This window comes from Acidaminococcus fermentans (assembly GCF_009696675.1).
GTDB lineage: Bacteria > Bacillota > Negativicutes > Acidaminococcales > Acidaminococcaceae > Acidaminococcus.
This window is the reverse complement of record NZ_VULN01000002.1, coordinates 135,873-153,405: the sequence shown is the minus strand read 5'-3', so window position 1 is coordinate 153,405 and position 17,533 is coordinate 135,873. Positions and strand designations below refer to the sequence as shown.

The 17,533-nt window shown below is 55.6% G+C and carries 16 protein-coding genes and 5 tRNA genes; all 21 read right to left on the bottom strand.

The features are described from left to right. Window positions 1-54: 54 nt before the first annotated feature. Window positions 55-756, bottom strand: a complete 702-nt coding sequence (gene rplA / locus FX155_RS01950; RefSeq protein WP_154487623.1) for a 50S ribosomal protein L1 — start codon at window positions 754-756, stop codon at window positions 55-57. Between the two features lie 54 nt (window positions 757-810). After that, window positions 811-1,236 carry a 50S ribosomal protein L11 gene (gene rplK / locus FX155_RS01945; protein ID WP_012937656.1) on the bottom strand — a complete coding sequence of 142 codons (426 nt, stop codon included), beginning with the start codon at window positions 1,234-1,236 and terminating at the stop codon, window positions 811-813. A 17-nt stretch (window positions 1,237-1,253) separates the two neighbouring features. Beyond that, window positions 1,254-1,829, bottom strand: coding sequence for a transcription termination/antitermination protein NusG (gene nusG / locus FX155_RS01940; protein ID WP_022487510.1), 576 nt, complete (start codon window positions 1,827-1,829; stop codon window positions 1,254-1,256). Window positions 1,830-1,831: 2 nt separating this feature from the next. Continuing rightward, window positions 1,832-2,056: a preprotein translocase subunit SecE gene (gene secE / locus FX155_RS01935; protein ID WP_022487511.1), complete on the bottom strand. Its 225-nt coding sequence runs from the start codon at window positions 2,054-2,056 to the stop codon at window positions 1,832-1,834. A gap of 14 nt (window positions 2,057-2,070) precedes the next feature. After that, the gene (gene rpmG, locus FX155_RS01930) at window positions 2,071-2,232 is read right to left on the bottom strand and encodes a 50S ribosomal protein L33 (RefSeq protein WP_022487512.1); all 162 of its coding nucleotides are present in this window, start codon (window positions 2,230-2,232) and stop codon (window positions 2,071-2,073) included. 138 nt (window positions 2,233-2,370) lie between these two features. Continuing rightward, window positions 2,371-3,564 carry an elongation factor Tu gene (gene tuf / locus FX155_RS01925; RefSeq protein WP_154487621.1) on the bottom strand — a complete coding sequence of 398 codons (1,194 nt, stop codon included), beginning with the start codon at window positions 3,562-3,564 and terminating at the stop codon, window positions 2,371-2,373. Between the two features lie 74 nt (window positions 3,565-3,638). Next, window positions 3,639-3,715: transfer RNA gene (locus FX155_RS01920), tRNA-Met, on the bottom strand. 5 nt (window positions 3,716-3,720) lie between these two features. Next, window positions 3,721-3,796, bottom strand: a tRNA-Thr gene (locus FX155_RS01915). A gap of 3 nt (window positions 3,797-3,799) precedes the next feature. Further along, a tRNA-Met gene (locus FX155_RS01910) sits at window positions 3,800-3,875 on the bottom strand. Window positions 3,876-3,880: 5 nt separating this feature from the next. Then, window positions 3,881-3,965: transfer RNA gene (locus FX155_RS01905), tRNA-Tyr, on the bottom strand. Window positions 3,966-3,987: 22 nt separating this feature from the next. Next, window positions 3,988-4,063: transfer RNA gene (locus tag FX155_RS01900), tRNA-Thr, on the bottom strand. 130 nt (window positions 4,064-4,193) lie between these two features. Further along, window positions 4,194-4,997 carry an undecaprenyl-diphosphate phosphatase gene (locus FX155_RS01895; protein ID WP_308664058.1) on the bottom strand — a complete coding sequence of 268 codons (804 nt, stop codon included), beginning with the start codon at window positions 4,995-4,997 and terminating at the stop codon, window positions 4,194-4,196. Between the two features lie 157 nt (window positions 4,998-5,154). Continuing rightward, window positions 5,155-6,273: a 6-phosphofructokinase gene (locus FX155_RS01890; protein ID WP_022486796.1), complete on the bottom strand. Its 1,119-nt coding sequence runs from the start codon at window positions 6,271-6,273 to the stop codon at window positions 5,155-5,157. Window positions 6,274-6,296: 23 nt separating this feature from the next. Next, entirely contained in the window at window positions 6,297-6,758 is a 462-nt protein-coding gene (brxF, locus tag FX155_RS01885; RefSeq protein WP_022486795.1) for a BREX-3 system P-loop-containing protein BrxF, read from the bottom strand. A gap of 118 nt (window positions 6,759-6,876) precedes the next feature. Then, on the bottom strand, window positions 6,877-7,611 hold the full coding sequence (sigH, locus tag FX155_RS01880) for an RNA polymerase sporulation sigma factor SigH (protein WP_154487619.1): 735 nt from the start codon (window positions 7,609-7,611) through the stop codon (window positions 6,877-6,879). A gap of 102 nt (window positions 7,612-7,713) precedes the next feature. Further along, entirely contained in the window at window positions 7,714-8,466 is a 753-nt protein-coding gene (rlmB, locus tag FX155_RS01875; protein WP_022486793.1) for a 23S rRNA (guanosine(2251)-2'-O)-methyltransferase RlmB, read from the bottom strand. A 111-nt stretch (window positions 8,467-8,577) separates the two neighbouring features. After that, window positions 8,578-9,759 carry an FprA family A-type flavoprotein gene (locus tag FX155_RS01870; protein WP_154487617.1) on the bottom strand — a complete coding sequence of 394 codons (1,182 nt, stop codon included), beginning with the start codon at window positions 9,757-9,759 and terminating at the stop codon, window positions 8,578-8,580. A gap of 133 nt (window positions 9,760-9,892) precedes the next feature. After that, window positions 9,893-11,254, bottom strand: a complete 1,362-nt coding sequence (locus FX155_RS01865; protein WP_022486791.1) for an alanine/glycine:cation symporter family protein — start codon at window positions 11,252-11,254, stop codon at window positions 9,893-9,895. A 19-nt stretch (window positions 11,255-11,273) separates the two neighbouring features. Then, window positions 11,274-13,031, bottom strand: a complete 1,758-nt coding sequence (locus tag FX155_RS01860) for an ABC transporter ATP-binding protein/permease (protein ID WP_326831100.1) — start codon at window positions 13,029-13,031, stop codon at window positions 11,274-11,276. A 172-nt stretch (window positions 13,032-13,203) separates the two neighbouring features. Next, window positions 13,204-16,353 carry an efflux RND transporter permease subunit gene (locus FX155_RS01855; RefSeq protein WP_022486789.1) on the bottom strand — a complete coding sequence of 1,050 codons (3,150 nt, stop codon included), beginning with the start codon at window positions 16,351-16,353 and terminating at the stop codon, window positions 13,204-13,206. 14 nt (window positions 16,354-16,367) lie between these two features. Next, entirely contained in the window at window positions 16,368-17,522 is a 1,155-nt protein-coding gene (locus FX155_RS01850; protein ID WP_022486788.1) for an efflux RND transporter periplasmic adaptor subunit, read from the bottom strand. Window positions 17,523-17,533 lie beyond the last annotated feature (11 nt).

Sequence of the window (17,533 nt, the reverse complement as noted above, 5' to 3'; positions counted from 1 at the left end):
TCCGTTAGGCTTGCGCGCCTGCTGTCTTGGGTCCGATGGTCATTTTCTATTTGATTATTTGTTGCTGTCAGCTTTCAGTACGTCAACAGGAACGCCAGGGCCCATGGTGGTGCTCAGGGTTACGCTCTTGATGTACTGGCCTTTTGCGCCGGAGGGTTTTACTTTGATCAGGGTGGTGATCAGAGTCAGATAGTTTTCCAGCAGCTTGTCAGCGTCAAAGGAAACCTTGCCGATGGCAGTCTGTACGTTACCGGCTTTGTCGGTACGGTACTCGATTTTACCAGCTTTGATTTCGTTGACGGCACGGGTGACATCCATGGTCACAGTACCCACTTTGGGGTTAGGCATCAAGCCTTTGGGGCCCAGGATTTTACCCAGACGGCCTACAGTACCCATCATGTCAGGAGTGGCTACGCAGACGTCGAAGTCGGTCCAGCCGCCTTTGATCTTTTCCACGTATTCATCAGTGCCAACAAAGTCTGCGCCGGCAGCTTCGGCTTCTTTGGCCTTAGCGCCTCTGGCGAATACCAGCACAGTCTTGGATTTGCCGGTGCCGTTGGGGAGAACCAGAGCGCCGCGGACCTGCTGGTCAGCGTACTTGGGATCAACGCCCAGGCGGACGGAAACTTCCACCGTGCTGTCGAATTTGGTCACAGAAGTCTTTTTAACCAGATCAACTGCTTCCTTGGGGGAATATGCCTTGCCAGCTTCGATGAGCTTTGCGGCGTCGGTATATTTCTTACCAGCTTTACTCATTGTTTGTTCCTCCTTGTGGTCAAGCGGCTTTTGCCTCCCACAGTTTTTCAGACATTAGTCTTCTACAGTAATACCCATGCTCCGGGCAGTACCTTCGACCATGCGCATGGCAGCTTCAACAGAGCCAGCGTTTAGGTCTTTCATTTTGCTTTCAGCGATTTCCCGAACTTTGTCACGTTTAATGGTGGCAACTTTGTTCTTGTTGGGTTCACCAGAAGCCTTTTCGATGCCGCAGGCTTTCTTCAGCAGTACAGCTGCCGGAGGAGTCTTGGTAACGAAAGTAAAAGAACGATCTTCGAAAACGGTGATTTCAACAGGAATGATCAGGCCAACCTGTTTGGCAGTCCGTTCGTTGAAGTCTTTTACGAAGGCCATGATGTTGATACCAGCCTGGCCCAGTGCCGGACCTACGGGAGGTGCCGGAGTTGCCTTACCAGCAGGGACCTGCAGTTTGACCATCTTAACGACTTTCTTAGGCATAATTTACACCTCCTTACTTATTCAATAGCTTCCACTTGGGTGAATTTAACTTCAATGGGAGTCTCACGTCCGAACATTTCGACCATCACTTTGATCTTCTGCTGTTCGTCGTTGATCTCCGCTACCGTCCCTACCATATCGGTAAAGCCAGGGGCTTTGATGCGGACGGTATCATTCAAACCTACAGGGCATTCCATCCGGATTACAGGTTCTTCCACAGTCTTGCCGACTGCAGCAGTCTGTTCTCCTTCTTTGGGCATGGCCCCCAGGATGCGTTCTACTTCACGGTCAGATAAAGGAATGGGTTTTGTGCCGGTACCAACGAAGCCAGTTACACCAGGGGTGTTCCGCACAGCATACCAAGTCCGGTCGTCCACGATCATTTCGATCAGTACATAGCCTGGAAACACTTTCCGCGCCACGACCTTCTGCTTGTCATCCTTTGCGTCTACTTCATTCTGCATGGGAACCAGCACCTGGAAGATCTGCTCTTCCATACCCAGGGAATGGATTTTGCTTTCCAGATTCATCTTTACCTTATTCTCGTAACCAGAATAAGTATGAATGACATACCAGTGCTTTTGATTTTCCATGCTTACTGCACTCCCATCACTAAGCGAAACAGTACGGACAAGACAGCATCAATAGCCCAGATCAGGAAAGCTGCAAAGAGAGAGGAGAGGATCACCGTAATGGTGTACCCGATCAGTTCCCTCTTGGTGGGCCATGTTACCTTTTTCATTTCGGTTTTCACTTCTCGGAGAAAACCACCCACACCAGAGGTGCTCTTTACTTCCGGGGTGAATTGAGTTCCTGCCATAGTATCGCTCCACCTTATTTCGTTTCTTTATGCAACGTATGCTTTTTGCAGAACTTGCAATACTTTTTGATTTCGATACGTTCGGTATCGTTCTTTTTATTCTTCGTAGTCTGGTAGTTACGCTGTTTGCATTCGGTGCAAGCCAGGGTAATACCCACACGGTTTCCAGCTGCCATTCCTTAACACCTCACTTACATTCAAAACTCTTGATTCCCAAAAGCCGCCTATAAAGGTTATCATAGAACCGCCAGGATGTCAACAAAAAAGTGAGGCCGATGGATAGGTCGGCCTCAGTTTTACATCCGGTGATTCGATTAGCCTTCGATTTCAGTAACCACACCGGCACCAACGGTATGGCCGCCTTCGCGGATAGCGAAACGCAGACCTTGTTCGATGGCGATCGGGGTGATCAGTTCAACATCCATCACCACGTTGTCCCCAGGCATAACCATTTCGGTGCCTTCAGGCAGGTGAGCAACACCGGTAACGTCGGTGGTACGGAAGTAGAACTGCGGACGGTAGCCGTTGAAGAACGGAGTATGACGGCCGCCTTCTTCTTTGGTCAGTACGTAAACCTGACCTTTGAATTTGGTATGAGGATGGATGGTGCCCGGTTTGGCCAGTACCTGACCTCTTTCGATTTCGGTACGGTCGATACCACGCAGCAGGCAGCCGATGTTGTCGCCGGCTTCAGCCTGATCCAGGGTCTTCCGGAACATTTCCAGACCGGTGGCTACGGACTGTTTCTTTTCGTCGGACAGACCAACGATTTCAACAGTGTCCCCAACTTTGATCACGCCACGTTCCACACGGCCGGTAGCTACGGTACCACGGCCAGTGATGGTGAACACGTCTTCGATAGGCATCAGGAACGGTTTGGCCAGGTCATGGACAGGAGTAGGAATGTATTCGTCAACAGCCTTCATCAGTTTCCGGATGTTGTCTTCCTGTTCTTTGTCCCCTTCCAGGGCTTTCAGAGCGGAACCCACAACGATGGGCACTTCGTCTCCAGGATAGCCATACTGGCTCAGCAGGTCACGGACTTCCATTTCAACCAGTTCGATCAGTTCAGGATCGTCAACTTGGTCGGATTTGTTCAGGAACACTACGATGGCAGGTACGCCAACCTGGCGGGCCAGCAGGATGTGTTCACGGGTCTGAGGCATGGGGCCGTCAGCAGCGGAAACAACCAGGATGGCGCCGTCCATCTGAGCAGCACCGGTGATCATGTTCTTTACATAGTCAGCGTGCCCCGGGCAGTCAACGTGTGCATAGTGTCTGGTTTCGGTTTCATATTCAACGTGGGCGGTATTAATGGTAATACCACGTTCTCTTTCTTCCGGAGCCTTATCGATATCAGCATAGGCTTCGAAAGTGGCCTTGCAGCCCGGAGTTTCGGACAGCACCTTGGTGATGGCCGCAGTCAGGGTCGTCTTGCCGTGGTCAACGTGACCGATGGTCCCAATGTTCACATGGGGTTTGGTTCTTTCAAATTTCTCTTTAGCCATTAGAATACCTCCCAACGCTTTCTGAATATTTTTTTGGATTTTAAAATAGCCCCTTTACGGGGCTGTGTTGGTAATGGTAGCGGCGCACGGATTTGAACCGCGGACAGGCCGGGTATGAACCGACTGCTCTAGCCAACTGAGCTACGCCGCCATAATTGGAGCTGATGACCAGAATCGAACTGGTGACCTTATCCTTACCAAGGATACGCTCTACCATCTGAGCTACATCAGCATGTGGTTGCGGGGGCTGGACTTGAACCAACGACCTTCGGGTTATGAGCCCGACGAGCTACCAACTGCTCCACCCCGCGATGTTTGGTGGAGAGAGAAGGATTCGAACCTTCGAAGCCAGAGGCGGCAGATTTACAGTCTGCTCCCTTTAACCACTCGGGAATCTCTCCACATTTGTCTGTCACGAATATTTGGAGCTGGCAAAAGGAATTGAACCCTCAACCTACTGATTACAAGTCAGTTGCTCTACCTATTGAGCTATGCCAGCGCTTTTCGTTCGTAACAAGGATAAGTATAAAGGAACATGGGGTTTTTGTCAACAGGTTTTTCAAAAAAAGTGTAAGGAATTTTATAAACCGAAAAAAAGGGGGCTGCTGCACCGGCAGCCGCCCCTTTTCTCACAGATAAAAATACCAGACCGTCACCAGGGCCAGAAGGATCCGGTAGATCCCGAAGGCGGTAAGGGTGGACCGCTGGAGGAATTTCATGAACCAGACAATGGACAGGTACCCTACCACGAAGGCAGTGACGAACCCAATGGCCAGCACCGTCAGGTCTCCGGCGCTGAGACCGGCCAGATTCTTCAGCAGTTCAAACAGGCAGGCCGCCACCATAATGGGCAGGGCCATGATGAAGGTAAAGTCCGCCCCGGCCTTCCGGTTCACCCCCACCAGCAGGGCTCCTCCCATGGTGGAGCCGCTCCGGGAGAACCCGGGCCACAGGGACAGGAACTGGAAGAAGCCGATGTACAGGGCCTGCCGGATGCTGATGTGATCCACATCCTGGACCAGTTCCTTTTCATGGCCCTTGATCCGATGTTCCGCATAGATCATCAGCAAAGCCCCCAGCACCAGGCCGATGGCCACCGTAGCCGGAGAGAACAGGTATTTCTTGATGAAGGAGTGGACCAGGAAGGCGAAAGCCATGGTGGGCACGCAGCCGGCGGCAATATGCCAGCCGGTGAGCCCGTTTCCCAGCTGCCAGCCCTCTTTGGTCAGGAACTGGGCGAACCGTTCCTTGTAGAGCACCAGCACCGCCAGGATGGCCCCCAGCTGGATCACTACATCAAAGATCTTGGCCAGGTTCCCTTCGAAGCCGATCATATGGCCCACAATGATCATATGGCCGGTGGAAGATACGGGGATGAATTCCGTCAGGCCTTCCACAATGCCCAACAGCACCGCAATCAGATTTTCACTCACAATGCACACTCCTTCTTCTCTTCTTCGTCTGAGATTCCATTTCGTTTTAAGAACTTGTTCATTATATGGCATCCGGAGCAAAAAAAAAAGAGAAGACACGGATTTTTCCCCTGAGTTTAAGAAAAATTGTGCTTCTCTTTTTTGGTTGTTCAGAAAGTCATTCTTCCGGCTTTTCGTCCCCGAAAGAAATCCCCACTTCCCGGCCGGTCCGGACAATGTCCGAATCCACCGGCACCTGATGCGGTTTGGAGGCCGCCTGGGCAATGGGTACCCGGACGATCTGATTGGCCTGGAGGGAAACCATCACATTGTATTCCTCATCCAGACAGGCTTCCACAGCCGCTGCCCCGTACCGGGTGGAAAGCACCCGGTCGTAGGCGGTGGGAGAGCCTCCCCGCTGGAGGTAGCCCAGAACCGTGCACCGGGATTCGATGCCGGTTTTCTCTTCGATTTCCCGGGCCAGTTTTTCCCCGATGCCACCCAGCCGGATAGGTTCGAAACTTTCCTTCACCATCCGGGCAATGGTCAGCTGGCCCCCGATGGGTTTGGCCCCTTCCGCCACAGTGATGATGCTGAATTTCTTCCCATTCTGCTGGCGCCGGCGGATTTTCCGGATCACCGCATCCAGGTCATAGGGGATTTCCGGGATCAGGATCACATCCGCTCCCCCGGCTATCCCGGAATGGAGGGCGATCCAGCCTGCATACCGGCCCATGACTTCCAGCACCATCACCCGGTGATGGGATTCCGCCGTGGTATGGAGACGGTCCAGGGCTTCCGTGGCCATGGCCATGGCCGTATCGAAGCCGAAGGTCCGTTCCGTGCAGGGCAGATCGTTGTCGATGGTCTTGGGGACCCCCACTACGTTTACCCCGCAGAACCGGTGGAGATCATAGGCGATCTTCAGGCTGCCGTCCCCGCCGATGACGATGAGACAGCCGATGCCGTGGTCCTTCAGGTTCCGGACCACATCTTCCCGCCGGTCTTCATAGATCACATTGCCTTTTTCATCTTCTCCGGCGGCATAATGGAAGGGATTGTCCCGGTTGGTGGTTCCCAGGATGGTCCCGCCCCGGGGCAGGATCCCGGAAACATCCTCCAGGCCCATCAGCTTCATGTCGTTGCAGATCAGCCCGTGGAAGCCATTGGAAATGCCGTAGATCTCAAATCCATGATGGATGGCCGTCTTTACCACGGCCCGGATCACGGCGTTCAGGCCCGGGCAGTCACCTCCGCCGGTAAGGACCGCCAGGGTTCCCCTTTTCTTTTCCTGCATTGGACTTCACCCTTTCCTGGCTGTTATTCCACTTCCCACACCGTATAGTCCGCGGCGGAGATCCGGATGGATTCCGTGCCGTCGAACTTGTCATAGCACAGCAGCCCGTCGTTTACATAACCGGGCCAGGCCAGCACTACCGTATAGGCTTTCCCCAGGGCATCGATGACGCTCTTGGGATCAATGTGGAACACGGGAACGAACAGCGTCTGCACCCGGTCCAGCAGGATCACATCTCCCCGGTGGCCGGACAGTTCTTCCGTCAGCATTTCCGGAGCTTTTTCCTTCCGTTCACTGGGCAGCAGCTTCAGGAACTCTTCGGTGATCAAAAGCCGGGTATCCACATAATCCCAGCCTTTGGCTTCCGCCGCTTCCCGGAGCAGTTTGCTTTTGCCGCTGCCGGGTTTCCCGGTAACGACCAGGACCTTTTCATCCTTTGCCTGTACGGCTTCCACCTGTTTCAGAAATTCTTCCATTTGACTCATGTGTATCGCCCTCCCTTAGATGCATGGATTTTCCGCTGTTTATACCATGTTATTCGCCGTGAGAAAAGAGAATTCCTGCAAAAGAGTTTTTTTCTTCTTTTCACCGGCCAGCGAATTGTCAGATTGTTTCAATTCTATCAGTCTTGTTATGGCTGGTCCGGAGATGTTCCTTGGCTGCCATAATCAAAAGTCCCTTGTTCAGTGTCATCAGGTCCAGTTCATGGTTCCGGCTGGCCAGATATTTTTCCAGTTTCCGTTTTACCCGCTGAAGAGCGTTGTCAATGGATTTGGTGCTCCGCTGGAGTTCCCGGGCAATCTCCTGGTAGCTTTTGCTTTCCAGGTATTTGCATAGGGCCTGCCATTCCAGACTGCTGAGCATGGCACTGACGTTCCGCTCAATGTCATTGAAGGCTTCCTGGTCCACCAGCAGATTTTCCGGATCCACCCCGTGGCTTCCCCCCAGCATGTCCAACAGGGTCCGTTCCTTGCCTTCCTCAAACACCGGCTTGTCCAGGGACACATAACAGTTGAGAGGCCGGTGTTTCTGCCGGGTGGCGCTTTTGATGGCAGAAATGATCTGCCGGTTCACGCAGACTTCCGCAAAGACCTTGAAGGAAGCCTGCTTTCCCGGCCGGTAATCCCGTATGGCCTTGAAAAGGCCGATCATCCCTTCCTGGATGATGTCCTCCTTTTCCGCCCCCACCAGAAAATACCGGCTGGCCCGGATCCGGATGAATTCCTTGTACTTGTCCAGCAGATACTCCTGAGCCTGCCGGTCATCCCGGTCCTGGATCAGCTGGATCAGCTCTTCGTCGGACAGGGTGTCATAGACTTTCCGCAGTTCTTCCTGCAACAGTTCCCGCCCCCTCTGGTGTGTTTTGTGCTCCTTCCGAGGTTGAGACCGAGGGGCTGCATGCCGCCTGCCTCAGCCTCTGTGCTCTTTACTCTGCACCCTTCACGGCTTCTTCCGCCCTTCCAGGATCCGCTGCCGGACAATGTCATAGAGCAGGATCCCGCCTGCCACAGAGGCATTCAGGCTGGACACCTGCCCCAGCATGGGGATGCGGACGATGAAGTCACAGTTTTCTTTCACCAGACGGCCCAGGCCCTTGCCTTCCGCCCCCACCACCAGCACCATGGGGCCAGTAAGGTTGGCGTCGAAATACTGGGATTCCCCGTCCATATCCGCCCCGGCGATCCAGAAGCCCCGCTTTTTCAGCTGCTTCATGGTCTGGGCAATATTGCCGATCTGGATCACCGGCACATATTCAATGGCACCGGCAGAAATCTTGGCCACCACTCCGTTGAGAGGGCAGCTCCGGCGCTGGGGCAGCAGCACCCCGTGGACCCCGGCCGCATTGGCGGTCCGGATCAGGGCTCCCACATTCTGGGGATCCTGGAGTTCATCCAGGAGCAGCAGCAGGGGCACTTCTCCCCGGCTTTCCACCCGGGCCAGCACCGTATCCAGATCCTGGAAGGCCACCGGCGCCCCCTGGGCCGCCACCCCCTGGTGACGGACCCCGTCAGAAATCCGGTCCAGGGCTTCCCGGGTCACCTTTTCCACCGGGATTTTCCGTTCCTGAGCCAGTTCCAGGATCTCGCTGAGACTGCCCCCGTGGCTGCCTTCCTGGATCAGCACTTTGTTGAAGGGCCGGCCGCTGCGCAGGGCTTCCCGCACCGCATTCCGTCCCACAATGAAATCTTCCATGGTTCCTCCTGATACAAGGGAAGGGCTGCCGCAGCTGCGACAACCCCTTTCCCGTTGTCCCGGTCAGCGCCTTCCGCCTTTTGGCATCCGGTCCGCTGGTTCCGGCAGATTTTATTCTCCCTTGCTGACTTTTTCCGCAAAGTCGTAGCCGTACTGTTCTGCCGCTTCCAGTTCAGCAGGCAGCGGACGCCATTTCACATTGTACCCGGGCAGCAGTTCCATGCCGGACTCCTTGATCATGGCTTCCATATCCTTTTCCGCACCGCCGGCCCAGCCGTAGGTCCCGAAGGCAGCGGCCTTCTTGCCAGTGGGTTTCAGGCCCTTCAGGTAAGTAAGGAATCCGCCGATGGTGGGCATCATGCCGGAATTCTGGGTGGGAGAACCGATCAGGATCCCTTTGGCGGTGAGCAGGTCGCTGACGATATCCGCCTTCAGGCTGCTTTCATACCGGTACAGCTTCACCCGCATTCCCTGCTTTTCGATACCTTTGATCATGGCCCGGGCCATGGCGGCAGTGCCGCCCCACATGGTGTCGAATACCACCAGTACCCGGTCCACGGTTTCACCCTTGCCCCAGGATTCGTACCGGCTCAGAATGTCGTCGATGTGGGAACGCCAGATGCAGCCGTGGCAGCTGCAGATCATCTTGAGAGGCAGGCTCCGGACCAGTTTCACCGTATTGGGTACCAGTTTCCGGTAGGGCATCAGGATGTTGGCGAAGTATTTCTGGGCTTCGAAGAACATGTTTTCCACTTCGGTTTCGTCATCGAACAGCTTGCTGCAGCAGTAGTGCTGCCCGAAGGCATCGCTGGAGAACAGGATCTGTTCTTCCGGGCAGTAGGTGACCATGGAATCCGGCCAGTGGAGCATGGGAATGGGCTGGAAGGCCAGGGTCCGTTTGCCCAGGCTTACGGTATCCCCTTTTTTCACGATCTGGGTCTTGAAGATATCCCCGTAATGTTCCTTCAGTTCATTGGCCCCCTGGACCGTGATCAGGAAGGTGGCATTGGGGCAGGCCTGGGCCAGAGCCGGCAGGCTTCCGGAATGGTCCGGTTCCACATGGTTCACTACAATGTAGTCGATTTTTTCCGGATCCACAATGGTCCGGATGTTGCTCAGCTGTTCCCCGGCGAAGGGAGCCTTCACCCCGTCGATCAGGCAGATTTTTTCATCCATGATCAGGAAGGAGTTGTAGGTGACCCCCCGTGGAGTGGCAAAGCCGTGGAAATCATGGAGGGTCCAGTCCCGGATCCCCACTTCGTATATATCATTGACAATAGTACGAGCTTTCATGTTGAATCTCCTTTCAAAAATAACAGTTCCTTTTTCGCCCTATCATTATACTATTTTCTTCTTTCCATGACAATTTGAAAAGCGGAAGTCCCAGAGAGACTTCCGTTTTGTCAATGGTCAATGGTTCTGCTGCTCAGGCAGCAGAACCATTCTTCTTTTCCTCTTTCACATGCTCCATATACTTCCGGGTCTCGGACACCACCACACCGGACAGGCCCAGAAGGGCGATCAGGTTGGGGATGGCCATAAGGCCGTTTACGATATCTGCCAGGATCCAGATGGATTCCAGTTTCAGGAAGGCCCCGCAGCCCACCAGCAGGATGAAGCCCACCCGGTAGGGCATGATCCCTTTGACCCCCACCAGGTATTCCATGCACCGTTCTCCGTAGTAGTTCCAGCCCAGGATGGTGGTGAAGGCAAAGAGCACCAGCCCCACCATGAGCATGTAGCCCCCGAAGTGGGGATAAGCCTGGAGGAAGGCCGCATTGGTCAGTGCGGCTCCGTTCAGATCCGTTTTCCATAGACCGCTGATCACCACTACCAGACCGGTCATGGTGCAGATGATGATGGTGTCGATAAAGGTACCGGTCATGGAAACCATTCCCTGTTCCGCCGGCCATTTGGTCTTGGCAGCAGCGGCCACAATGGGAGCGCTCCCCAGGCCGGATTCGTTGGAGAATACCCCACGGGCCACCCCGTTCCGCATGGCGAACAGCACGCTGGCTCCCAGGAAGCCCCCTACTGCCGCCGTGGGATGGAAGGCATCATAGAACACTTCCGCAATGGCCCCCGGCACTTTGTCCGCAAAGATCACCAGGAAGCCCAGGGTAGAAGCCATGTAGATTACAGCCATGGCCGGCACCACCTTGGATGCGGTCTTGGCAATGCTCTGAAGGCCTCCCAGAGTAATGGCCGCCACCAGGATGGTGAGCACCACGGCGGTGTATTCCACCGGGATCCCGGCATTCAGCTGGGTGATCTGGACAATGGAGTTCACCTGGGCAAAGGTCCCGATGCCGAAATAGGCCACCAGTACCCCGAAGAAGGCGAAAGCAATGGCCAGAGGCCGGTAGGCCCGGCCCAGCCCGTTTTCAATGTAGTACATGGGGCCCCCGGAAATCTGTCCCTTGTCATCCACGGTCCGGTATTTCACTGCCAGGCAGCCTTCCGCATATTTGGTGGCCATGCCGAAGAAGGCGGCGATCCACATCCACAGGATGGCCCCCGGCCCCCCGGCTTTGATGGCCGTAGCCACCCCTACAATGTTCCCGGTGCCCACAGTGGCAGCCAGGGCGGTGCACAGGGCCTTGAAGGAATCGATGTCCCCTTCTCCCTGGTTTTCCGCGGAAAAGATCAGCTTCAGGGAACGGGGCAGACGGAAAATCTGCAGGAAACCCAGCCGGAAGCTGAGGAAAATCCCGGTCCCCACCAACAGGACCAGCAAGGGCGGTCCCCAGACAAAGCTGTCGATCTGATTCAGCAACGCAATACTCATAAACAAACTTCCCCCTTTTTCATTGAGCCCGCAGGCGCTCTTCCCACTTCTCCGCACTTTCCAGAGAAGCTGTATGTGTTTCTTTATCCAAAGCCAGCACCCGCTGGTGATAGCGGAGCAGCGTGCTTCTGTGTCCAACGCTGACCAGGGTGGTCCCAGGCAGCTTTTCTCCCAGGGTCCGGTACAGGGCCCCTTCCGTTTCCTCATCCAGGGCGGAAGTGGATTCATCCAGGAACAGCCACCGGGGCTGATAAAGCAGGGCCCGGGCAAAGGCCAGCCGCTGCTGTTCCCCGATGGAGAACACATGGGACCAGTCCCCTTCTTCCTGAAGATGGACTGCCAGATACCCGATCCGGCACTGTTCCAGGGCCTCCTTCAGGGTTTCGTCGGAAAATTCCCGGGTGCCGGGATACAGCACCGCATCCCGGAGAGTCCCCAAGGGCAGATAGGGCCGCTGGGGAATGAACATCAGCTGATCCTGGGGCGGCAGGGCTACCTTTCCCCGGGCAAAGGGCCAGATCCCCGCCAGGGCCCGGAGCAGAGTGCTTTTCCCGCTGCCGCTGATGCCCTTGATCAGCACATTGGTGCCCGGCTCCAGGGTCAGGTCCAGAGGTTTCAGGATGGGCTGTCCGTTGGGCAGGTCCACTTCCAGAGGCTCCAGACGGACAGCGCCGCCGGTGCTTTCCACCCGTTCCACATGGCTCTGGCTGCCGGCTTCCTGGACCCGGACCATGTCTTCCTCAAACCCCGTGAGCCGGTCCACCACCGCCTGCCATTCCGCCAGGGAAGCGTACATGTCCACAAAGTAGGACAGGGAATCCTGGACCCGGCCAAAGGCCGTGGCCACCTGCATCAGGCCCCCCAGGGTCAGTTCCCGGCGCAGGAACCGGGGAATGGCCACTACAAAAGGAAAGATGATGGCAATCTGGGAATAGCCGGAATTCAGCCACACCAGCTGTTTCTGCTTCAGGACGATTTTCCAGAAGTTGTCCAGCAGCAGGGCGAAGCGTTTCTTGAACACTTTCCCTTCCAGCTGTTCTCCCTGATAGAATGCCACGCTTTCCGCATTTTCCCGCATACGCATCATGCTGAACCGGAAATCCGCCTCCCGGCGTTGCTGGAAGAAGTTCAGGGCCACCAGCTTGTGGCCCACCCGGTGGGTGAGCCAGGTTCCTACAGAGGCGTAAGCCACCGCCACCCAGACCATATACCCGGCAATGTGCCAGGTACGGCCCAAAAAGGCGAAGGAAAAGGGACCGGACAGCTGCCACAGGATCACCACAAAGGAAACCAGAGTGCACAGGGCCTTCACGATCCCCACAAAGAACCCAAGGGTCTTGGTAACGAACAGATTCACGTCCTCACTGATCCGCTGGTCCGGGTTGTCCATTTCCTTCCCGAACATTTCCAACCGGTAATAGGTCCGGTGCTGGAGCCACCGGTCGATGTACCGGTTGGTGAGCCAGCGCCGCCAGTTCAGCACCAGCACCTGCTGGAGGTAGTAGGCGTAAACGGCCAGGATGATATAGATAAAAGCCAGCACAGTGAACCGCTTCAGCTGATGGAAGATTTCATCTGTCTGGTAGTTCTGGAGCGCTGTATAGAAGGCATTGTTCCACTGGTTCAGCAGCACCAGCATGGCCACCACCGCCAGGGTCAGCACCAGTATGGCCAGCAGTAAGGCGTAGGCTTTTTTCTTTTCTTCACTTTTCCAATAGCTGCGGGTCAGGTGCCAAACCTGAATGAGCAGTTTTTTCGTACCATTTGTTTGTTTCACGTGTCCTTCACCTTACACAATCAAGAATAAAAACTATTATATCCGTTCCAATGAAAAAAAGCAAAGATTTTTGGAGAAAAAAGGGGCTGCTGCATACGCAACAGCCCCTTTTCAATTGTCGATTGACTATTGACAGTAAAGGACTGCTGCAATGCAGCAGTCCTTTACCACGTTATTTCTTTTCTTCCGGAATCGGATCATCCACGGAGCCTACAGGCACCTTGGGATGGAAGACCTTTTCGATGGTGAGGAACAGGACCGGCACCAGGAACAGGCTCAGGAAGGTGGAAGCCATCATGCCGCCGATGATGGCGGTACCGATGGAGGTACGGCTGCCGGCACCGGCGCCGCTGGCCCAGGCCAGAGGCACAGCCCCGATGACCGTGGAGAAGGCAGTCATCAGGATAGGACGGAGACGGACCGTAACCGTATCCACCAGAGCGGGCATGACAGCCCAGCCGTCGTCCACTCTCATCTTGGCGTATTCCACGATCAGGATGGCGTTCTTGGCGGACAGCCCGATCAGCACGATCAGCCCGATCTGCATGTAGATATCACTGGTGAGCCCCCGGAGGAACTGGAAGCCTACAGCGCCCATAACGGCGGAAGGCACCGCGAAGATGATGCCCAGAGGCAGGGTCCAGCTTTCATACAGGGCGGACAGACACAGGTACACGAACACCAAGGAGATCCCGAACATCATGAAGGAAGAGTTCCCGGCGGCTTTTTCGTCCCGGCTCTGGTCCGTCCACTGGTAGGTATACCCACTGGGCAGTTCGCTGTTCAGCACGCTTTCGATGGCGGCAATGGCCTGACCGGTGGACACGTTGGTGGCCGGAGACCCGGCGATCTTGGCCCCACGGGCCCCGTTGAACCGGGTGATAACTGGGGCAGCCGGAATTTCCTTGCTGGTTACCAAAGCGCTCAGAGGCACCAGGGACCCGGTGGTGCTGGCCACATACAGGTTGGAGAAGCTCTTTACATCCCCTCTGTATTTGGGATCAGCTTGGATGACCACTTTCCAGGTCTTGCCCAGCAGGTTGAAGTCGTTGACTTCGCTGCCGCCCAGGTTGGCCTGGAGGGCGGTGAATACGCTGGATACCGGCACGTTCAGGCTTTCCGCCTTGGCCCGGTCCACATCGAACTGGAGGGCCGGAGTATTATCGGTAAAGGTGGTGTAGATGGTGGCCAGTTCCGGACGCTGCCGAAGCTTGCCCAGGATGGTCTGCACATCTTTGGCCATGGTGTTGGTGTCATGGCCGGTGGTATCCATGATGTACAGGCTCAGGCTCCCGGTGTTGGACAGACCGGGGAGTACGGCCTGGTTGAAGGCCATGGAAGTGGCCGCCGGGTTCTGGGCACCCATCATGTTCAGCTTTTTCAGGACGCTGAATACACTCGTATCCTCCGTGGTCCGGTTCTGGATATCATCCAGTTTTACCGGTATGATGGCCGCATTGGGCTTTCTGCCCATGGACAGTACATCGATGCCCACGATTTGCAGTACATGTTTCACCCCGGGGATCTTCCGGATCTCTTCCACCATTTCATTGGTGACTTTGGTGGTCCGGTTGGTGGAAGCCGCTTCCGGCAAAGAAGCCGTCATCATGGCAAAGCTCTGGTCTTCATCAGGCAGGTAGGAGGAAGGGATCAGCTTGAAGAACATGCCGATCAGCACAAAGACGATGGCCAGTCCCACCAGCCCCAGTTTGAAATGCCGGAGCAGCCGTTTCACGTTCTTTACGTATTTGCCGGTGGTCCGTTCCAACCACCGGTTGAAATAGCCGAACATTTTGCCCAGGAATCCTTTGCTGCCGTTGGGATCCTTGGGTTTGATCACCATGGCGCACACGGCGGGGCTCAAAGACATGGCCACTACGGCGGAGATACTTAGAGCCACCACGATACTCAGGGCGAACTGTTTGTACAGTACCCCGGTGATCCCGCTCAGGAAGGCTACGGGCAGGAACACGGCCAGCAGTACGAAGGCAGTGGCCACAATGGCTCCGGATACTTCCCGCATGGCGTTGTAGGTGGCTTCCTTGGGATCCATCCCCAGGGCATCCACATTGTGTTCCACGGCTTCCACCACTACGATGGCGTCGTCCACCACGATCCCGATGGCCAGCACCAGGGCGAACAGTGTCAGTGTATTGATGGTAAAGTCAAAAATGATGAAGGACCCGAAAGTTCCCAACAGAGAAACCGGGATGGCCAGGGTAGGAACCAGGGTGGCCCGCCAGCTTTGCAGGAACACCCAGGTGATCAGCACCACCAGTACCAGGGTTTCCACCAGGGTGACCACCACTTCCTTCAGGGATTCCCGTACATATTCGGTGTTGTCCTGTACGATGGTCAGTTTCAGATCCGGCGGGAAGTTCTTTTCCGCCTCCGCCAGCACCTTCTTCACTTCTGCCACGGATTCCAGGGCGTTGGCGTCGGTGTTCAGGCTGATGGCGTAGTTCATGGCGTTCTTTCCGTCCAGTTTGGAGGTAACGCTGTCGTCACGGGGACCGAATTCCACCCGGGCCACATCTTTTACCCGGAGCAGATTCCCGCTGCTGTTCTTGATGATGATGTTGCCGAATTCATCCGCAGTGGAGAGACGGCCTTTCACACGGGCGGAATACTGGAATTCCTGATCCGCCTCATTGGGCCGGGCCCCGATGCTCCCAGCAGGTGCCTGGACGTTCTGGCTGGCAATGGCATTCTTTACATCTGCCGCCGTCACGCCCAGCTGGGCCATTTTCATGGGATCCAGCCATACCCGCATGGACAGTTCCGGTCCATATTCGCTGACTTCAGATACCCCTTTCACACGCTTCAGGGCATCCACGAACTGGGTGGCCCCATAGGTTTTCATGAACAGGGTGTCATAAGTGCCGTTGGGGGAAGTCAGGGCGAAATACATGATGGTTTCCGCCGATTCCTTCTTGGTGGTGACCCCGTAGGTGCTTACTTCACTGGGCAGAGAAGCAGAAGCCTGGGCTACCCGATTCTGCACCTTGACGGAGTCCATATCCGGATCCGTCCCCAGTTCGAACTTTACGTCCAGGGTGTAGTTGCCCTGGTTGTCACTGGTGGAGTTCATATCCACCATGCTGTCCACCCCGTTGACCTGCTTTTCAATGGCCTGGGCCACAGACTGTTCCACAACCTCCGCACTGGCCCCCACATAGTTGGTCCGCACACTGATCCGGGGATTGGAGATCTGGGGATACTGGGCAATAGGCAGGTTGTAGGCGGAAATGATTCCCACCAGAGTGATGATGATGGCTATGACGCAGGCAAATACAGGGTGATCAATGAAATACTTTGCCACTCTACTTTACCTCCTTACTTCCCGCTGGTCTGGGTCGTGTCGGTGGTATCCAGATCCGCTTCCGTCATAGGGGAAGCGTTGACTTTGGCGCCTTCCTTCAGCTTCTGGACCCCTTCCACCACAACGGTTTCCGTACCGTCCAGACCGCTCTTCACCAGCCACAGTTTCCCGATCCGGGCCCCCAGCTGGACTTCCTTCATGCTGACGGTGTTGTCGCTGTTGATCACATAGACGAAATGCTTATACATCACGTCGGTGACAGCCCGCTGAGGCACCAGGATGGCGTTGGGCACCGTGGAACCCACCACGGAAATGTTGGCGAACATACCGGGCAGCAGCACCCCGTTGGGATTCTGGAACTCCGCCTTCAGGGTCAGGGTACCGGTGGTGTCGCTGACGCCCCGGTCCACCTGGGTCACGGAACCTTTTTCCGGATAGGTGGTGCCGTCGCTGAGCTTCATGGTCACGTTCTGGAGCTTGGTGCCGTTGTTGGTGTTCCCTTTCATGATATCCAGGTAATCCGCCTGGGATACGGAGAACCGCACCCGCATGGGATCACTGCCGGAAATGGTGGTGAGCACCGTGGAGTTGGCCGTTACGAAAGAACCTTCCGCCAGAGGATTGGTATCGATCTTCCCGGAGAAAGGAGCCACGATCTGGGTATCACTTACATCCACCTGGGAAGAAGCCAGGATGGCAGACTGGGCATCCACGGCAGCCTGGGCCTGAGCCAGCTGGGTGTTGTACTGGTCCGCGGTCTGTTTGCTTACAGCCCCCTGTTCATACAGGGTCTGGTACCGGGCGGCATCCCGCTGGGCATTGGCCAGAGTGGCCTGGGCATTGGCCAAATTGGCCTGGGCATTCAGCACGGAATTCTGATAGTTCCGGGGGTCGATTACATAGAGCAGCTGACCGGCTTCCACATAATCCCCGCCGTTCACCAGTTTCTGGACAATGGTACCGGTGACCTTGCTCTTGATCTGCACGTCATTGGCCGCTTCCACGAAGCCGGTGTAATCATAGGTAATGGGGGTATCCCGCTTGATGACCTTCATGGACTTTACAGCCACGTCTCCCGCCGCCGGTGTGGTCTTGCTGCCGCAGCCGGCAACGCCTACCAGCAGAAGGAGAGCCATCCCGATGGATATCGCTTTTTTCTTTCCTAACATGGACAATCCTC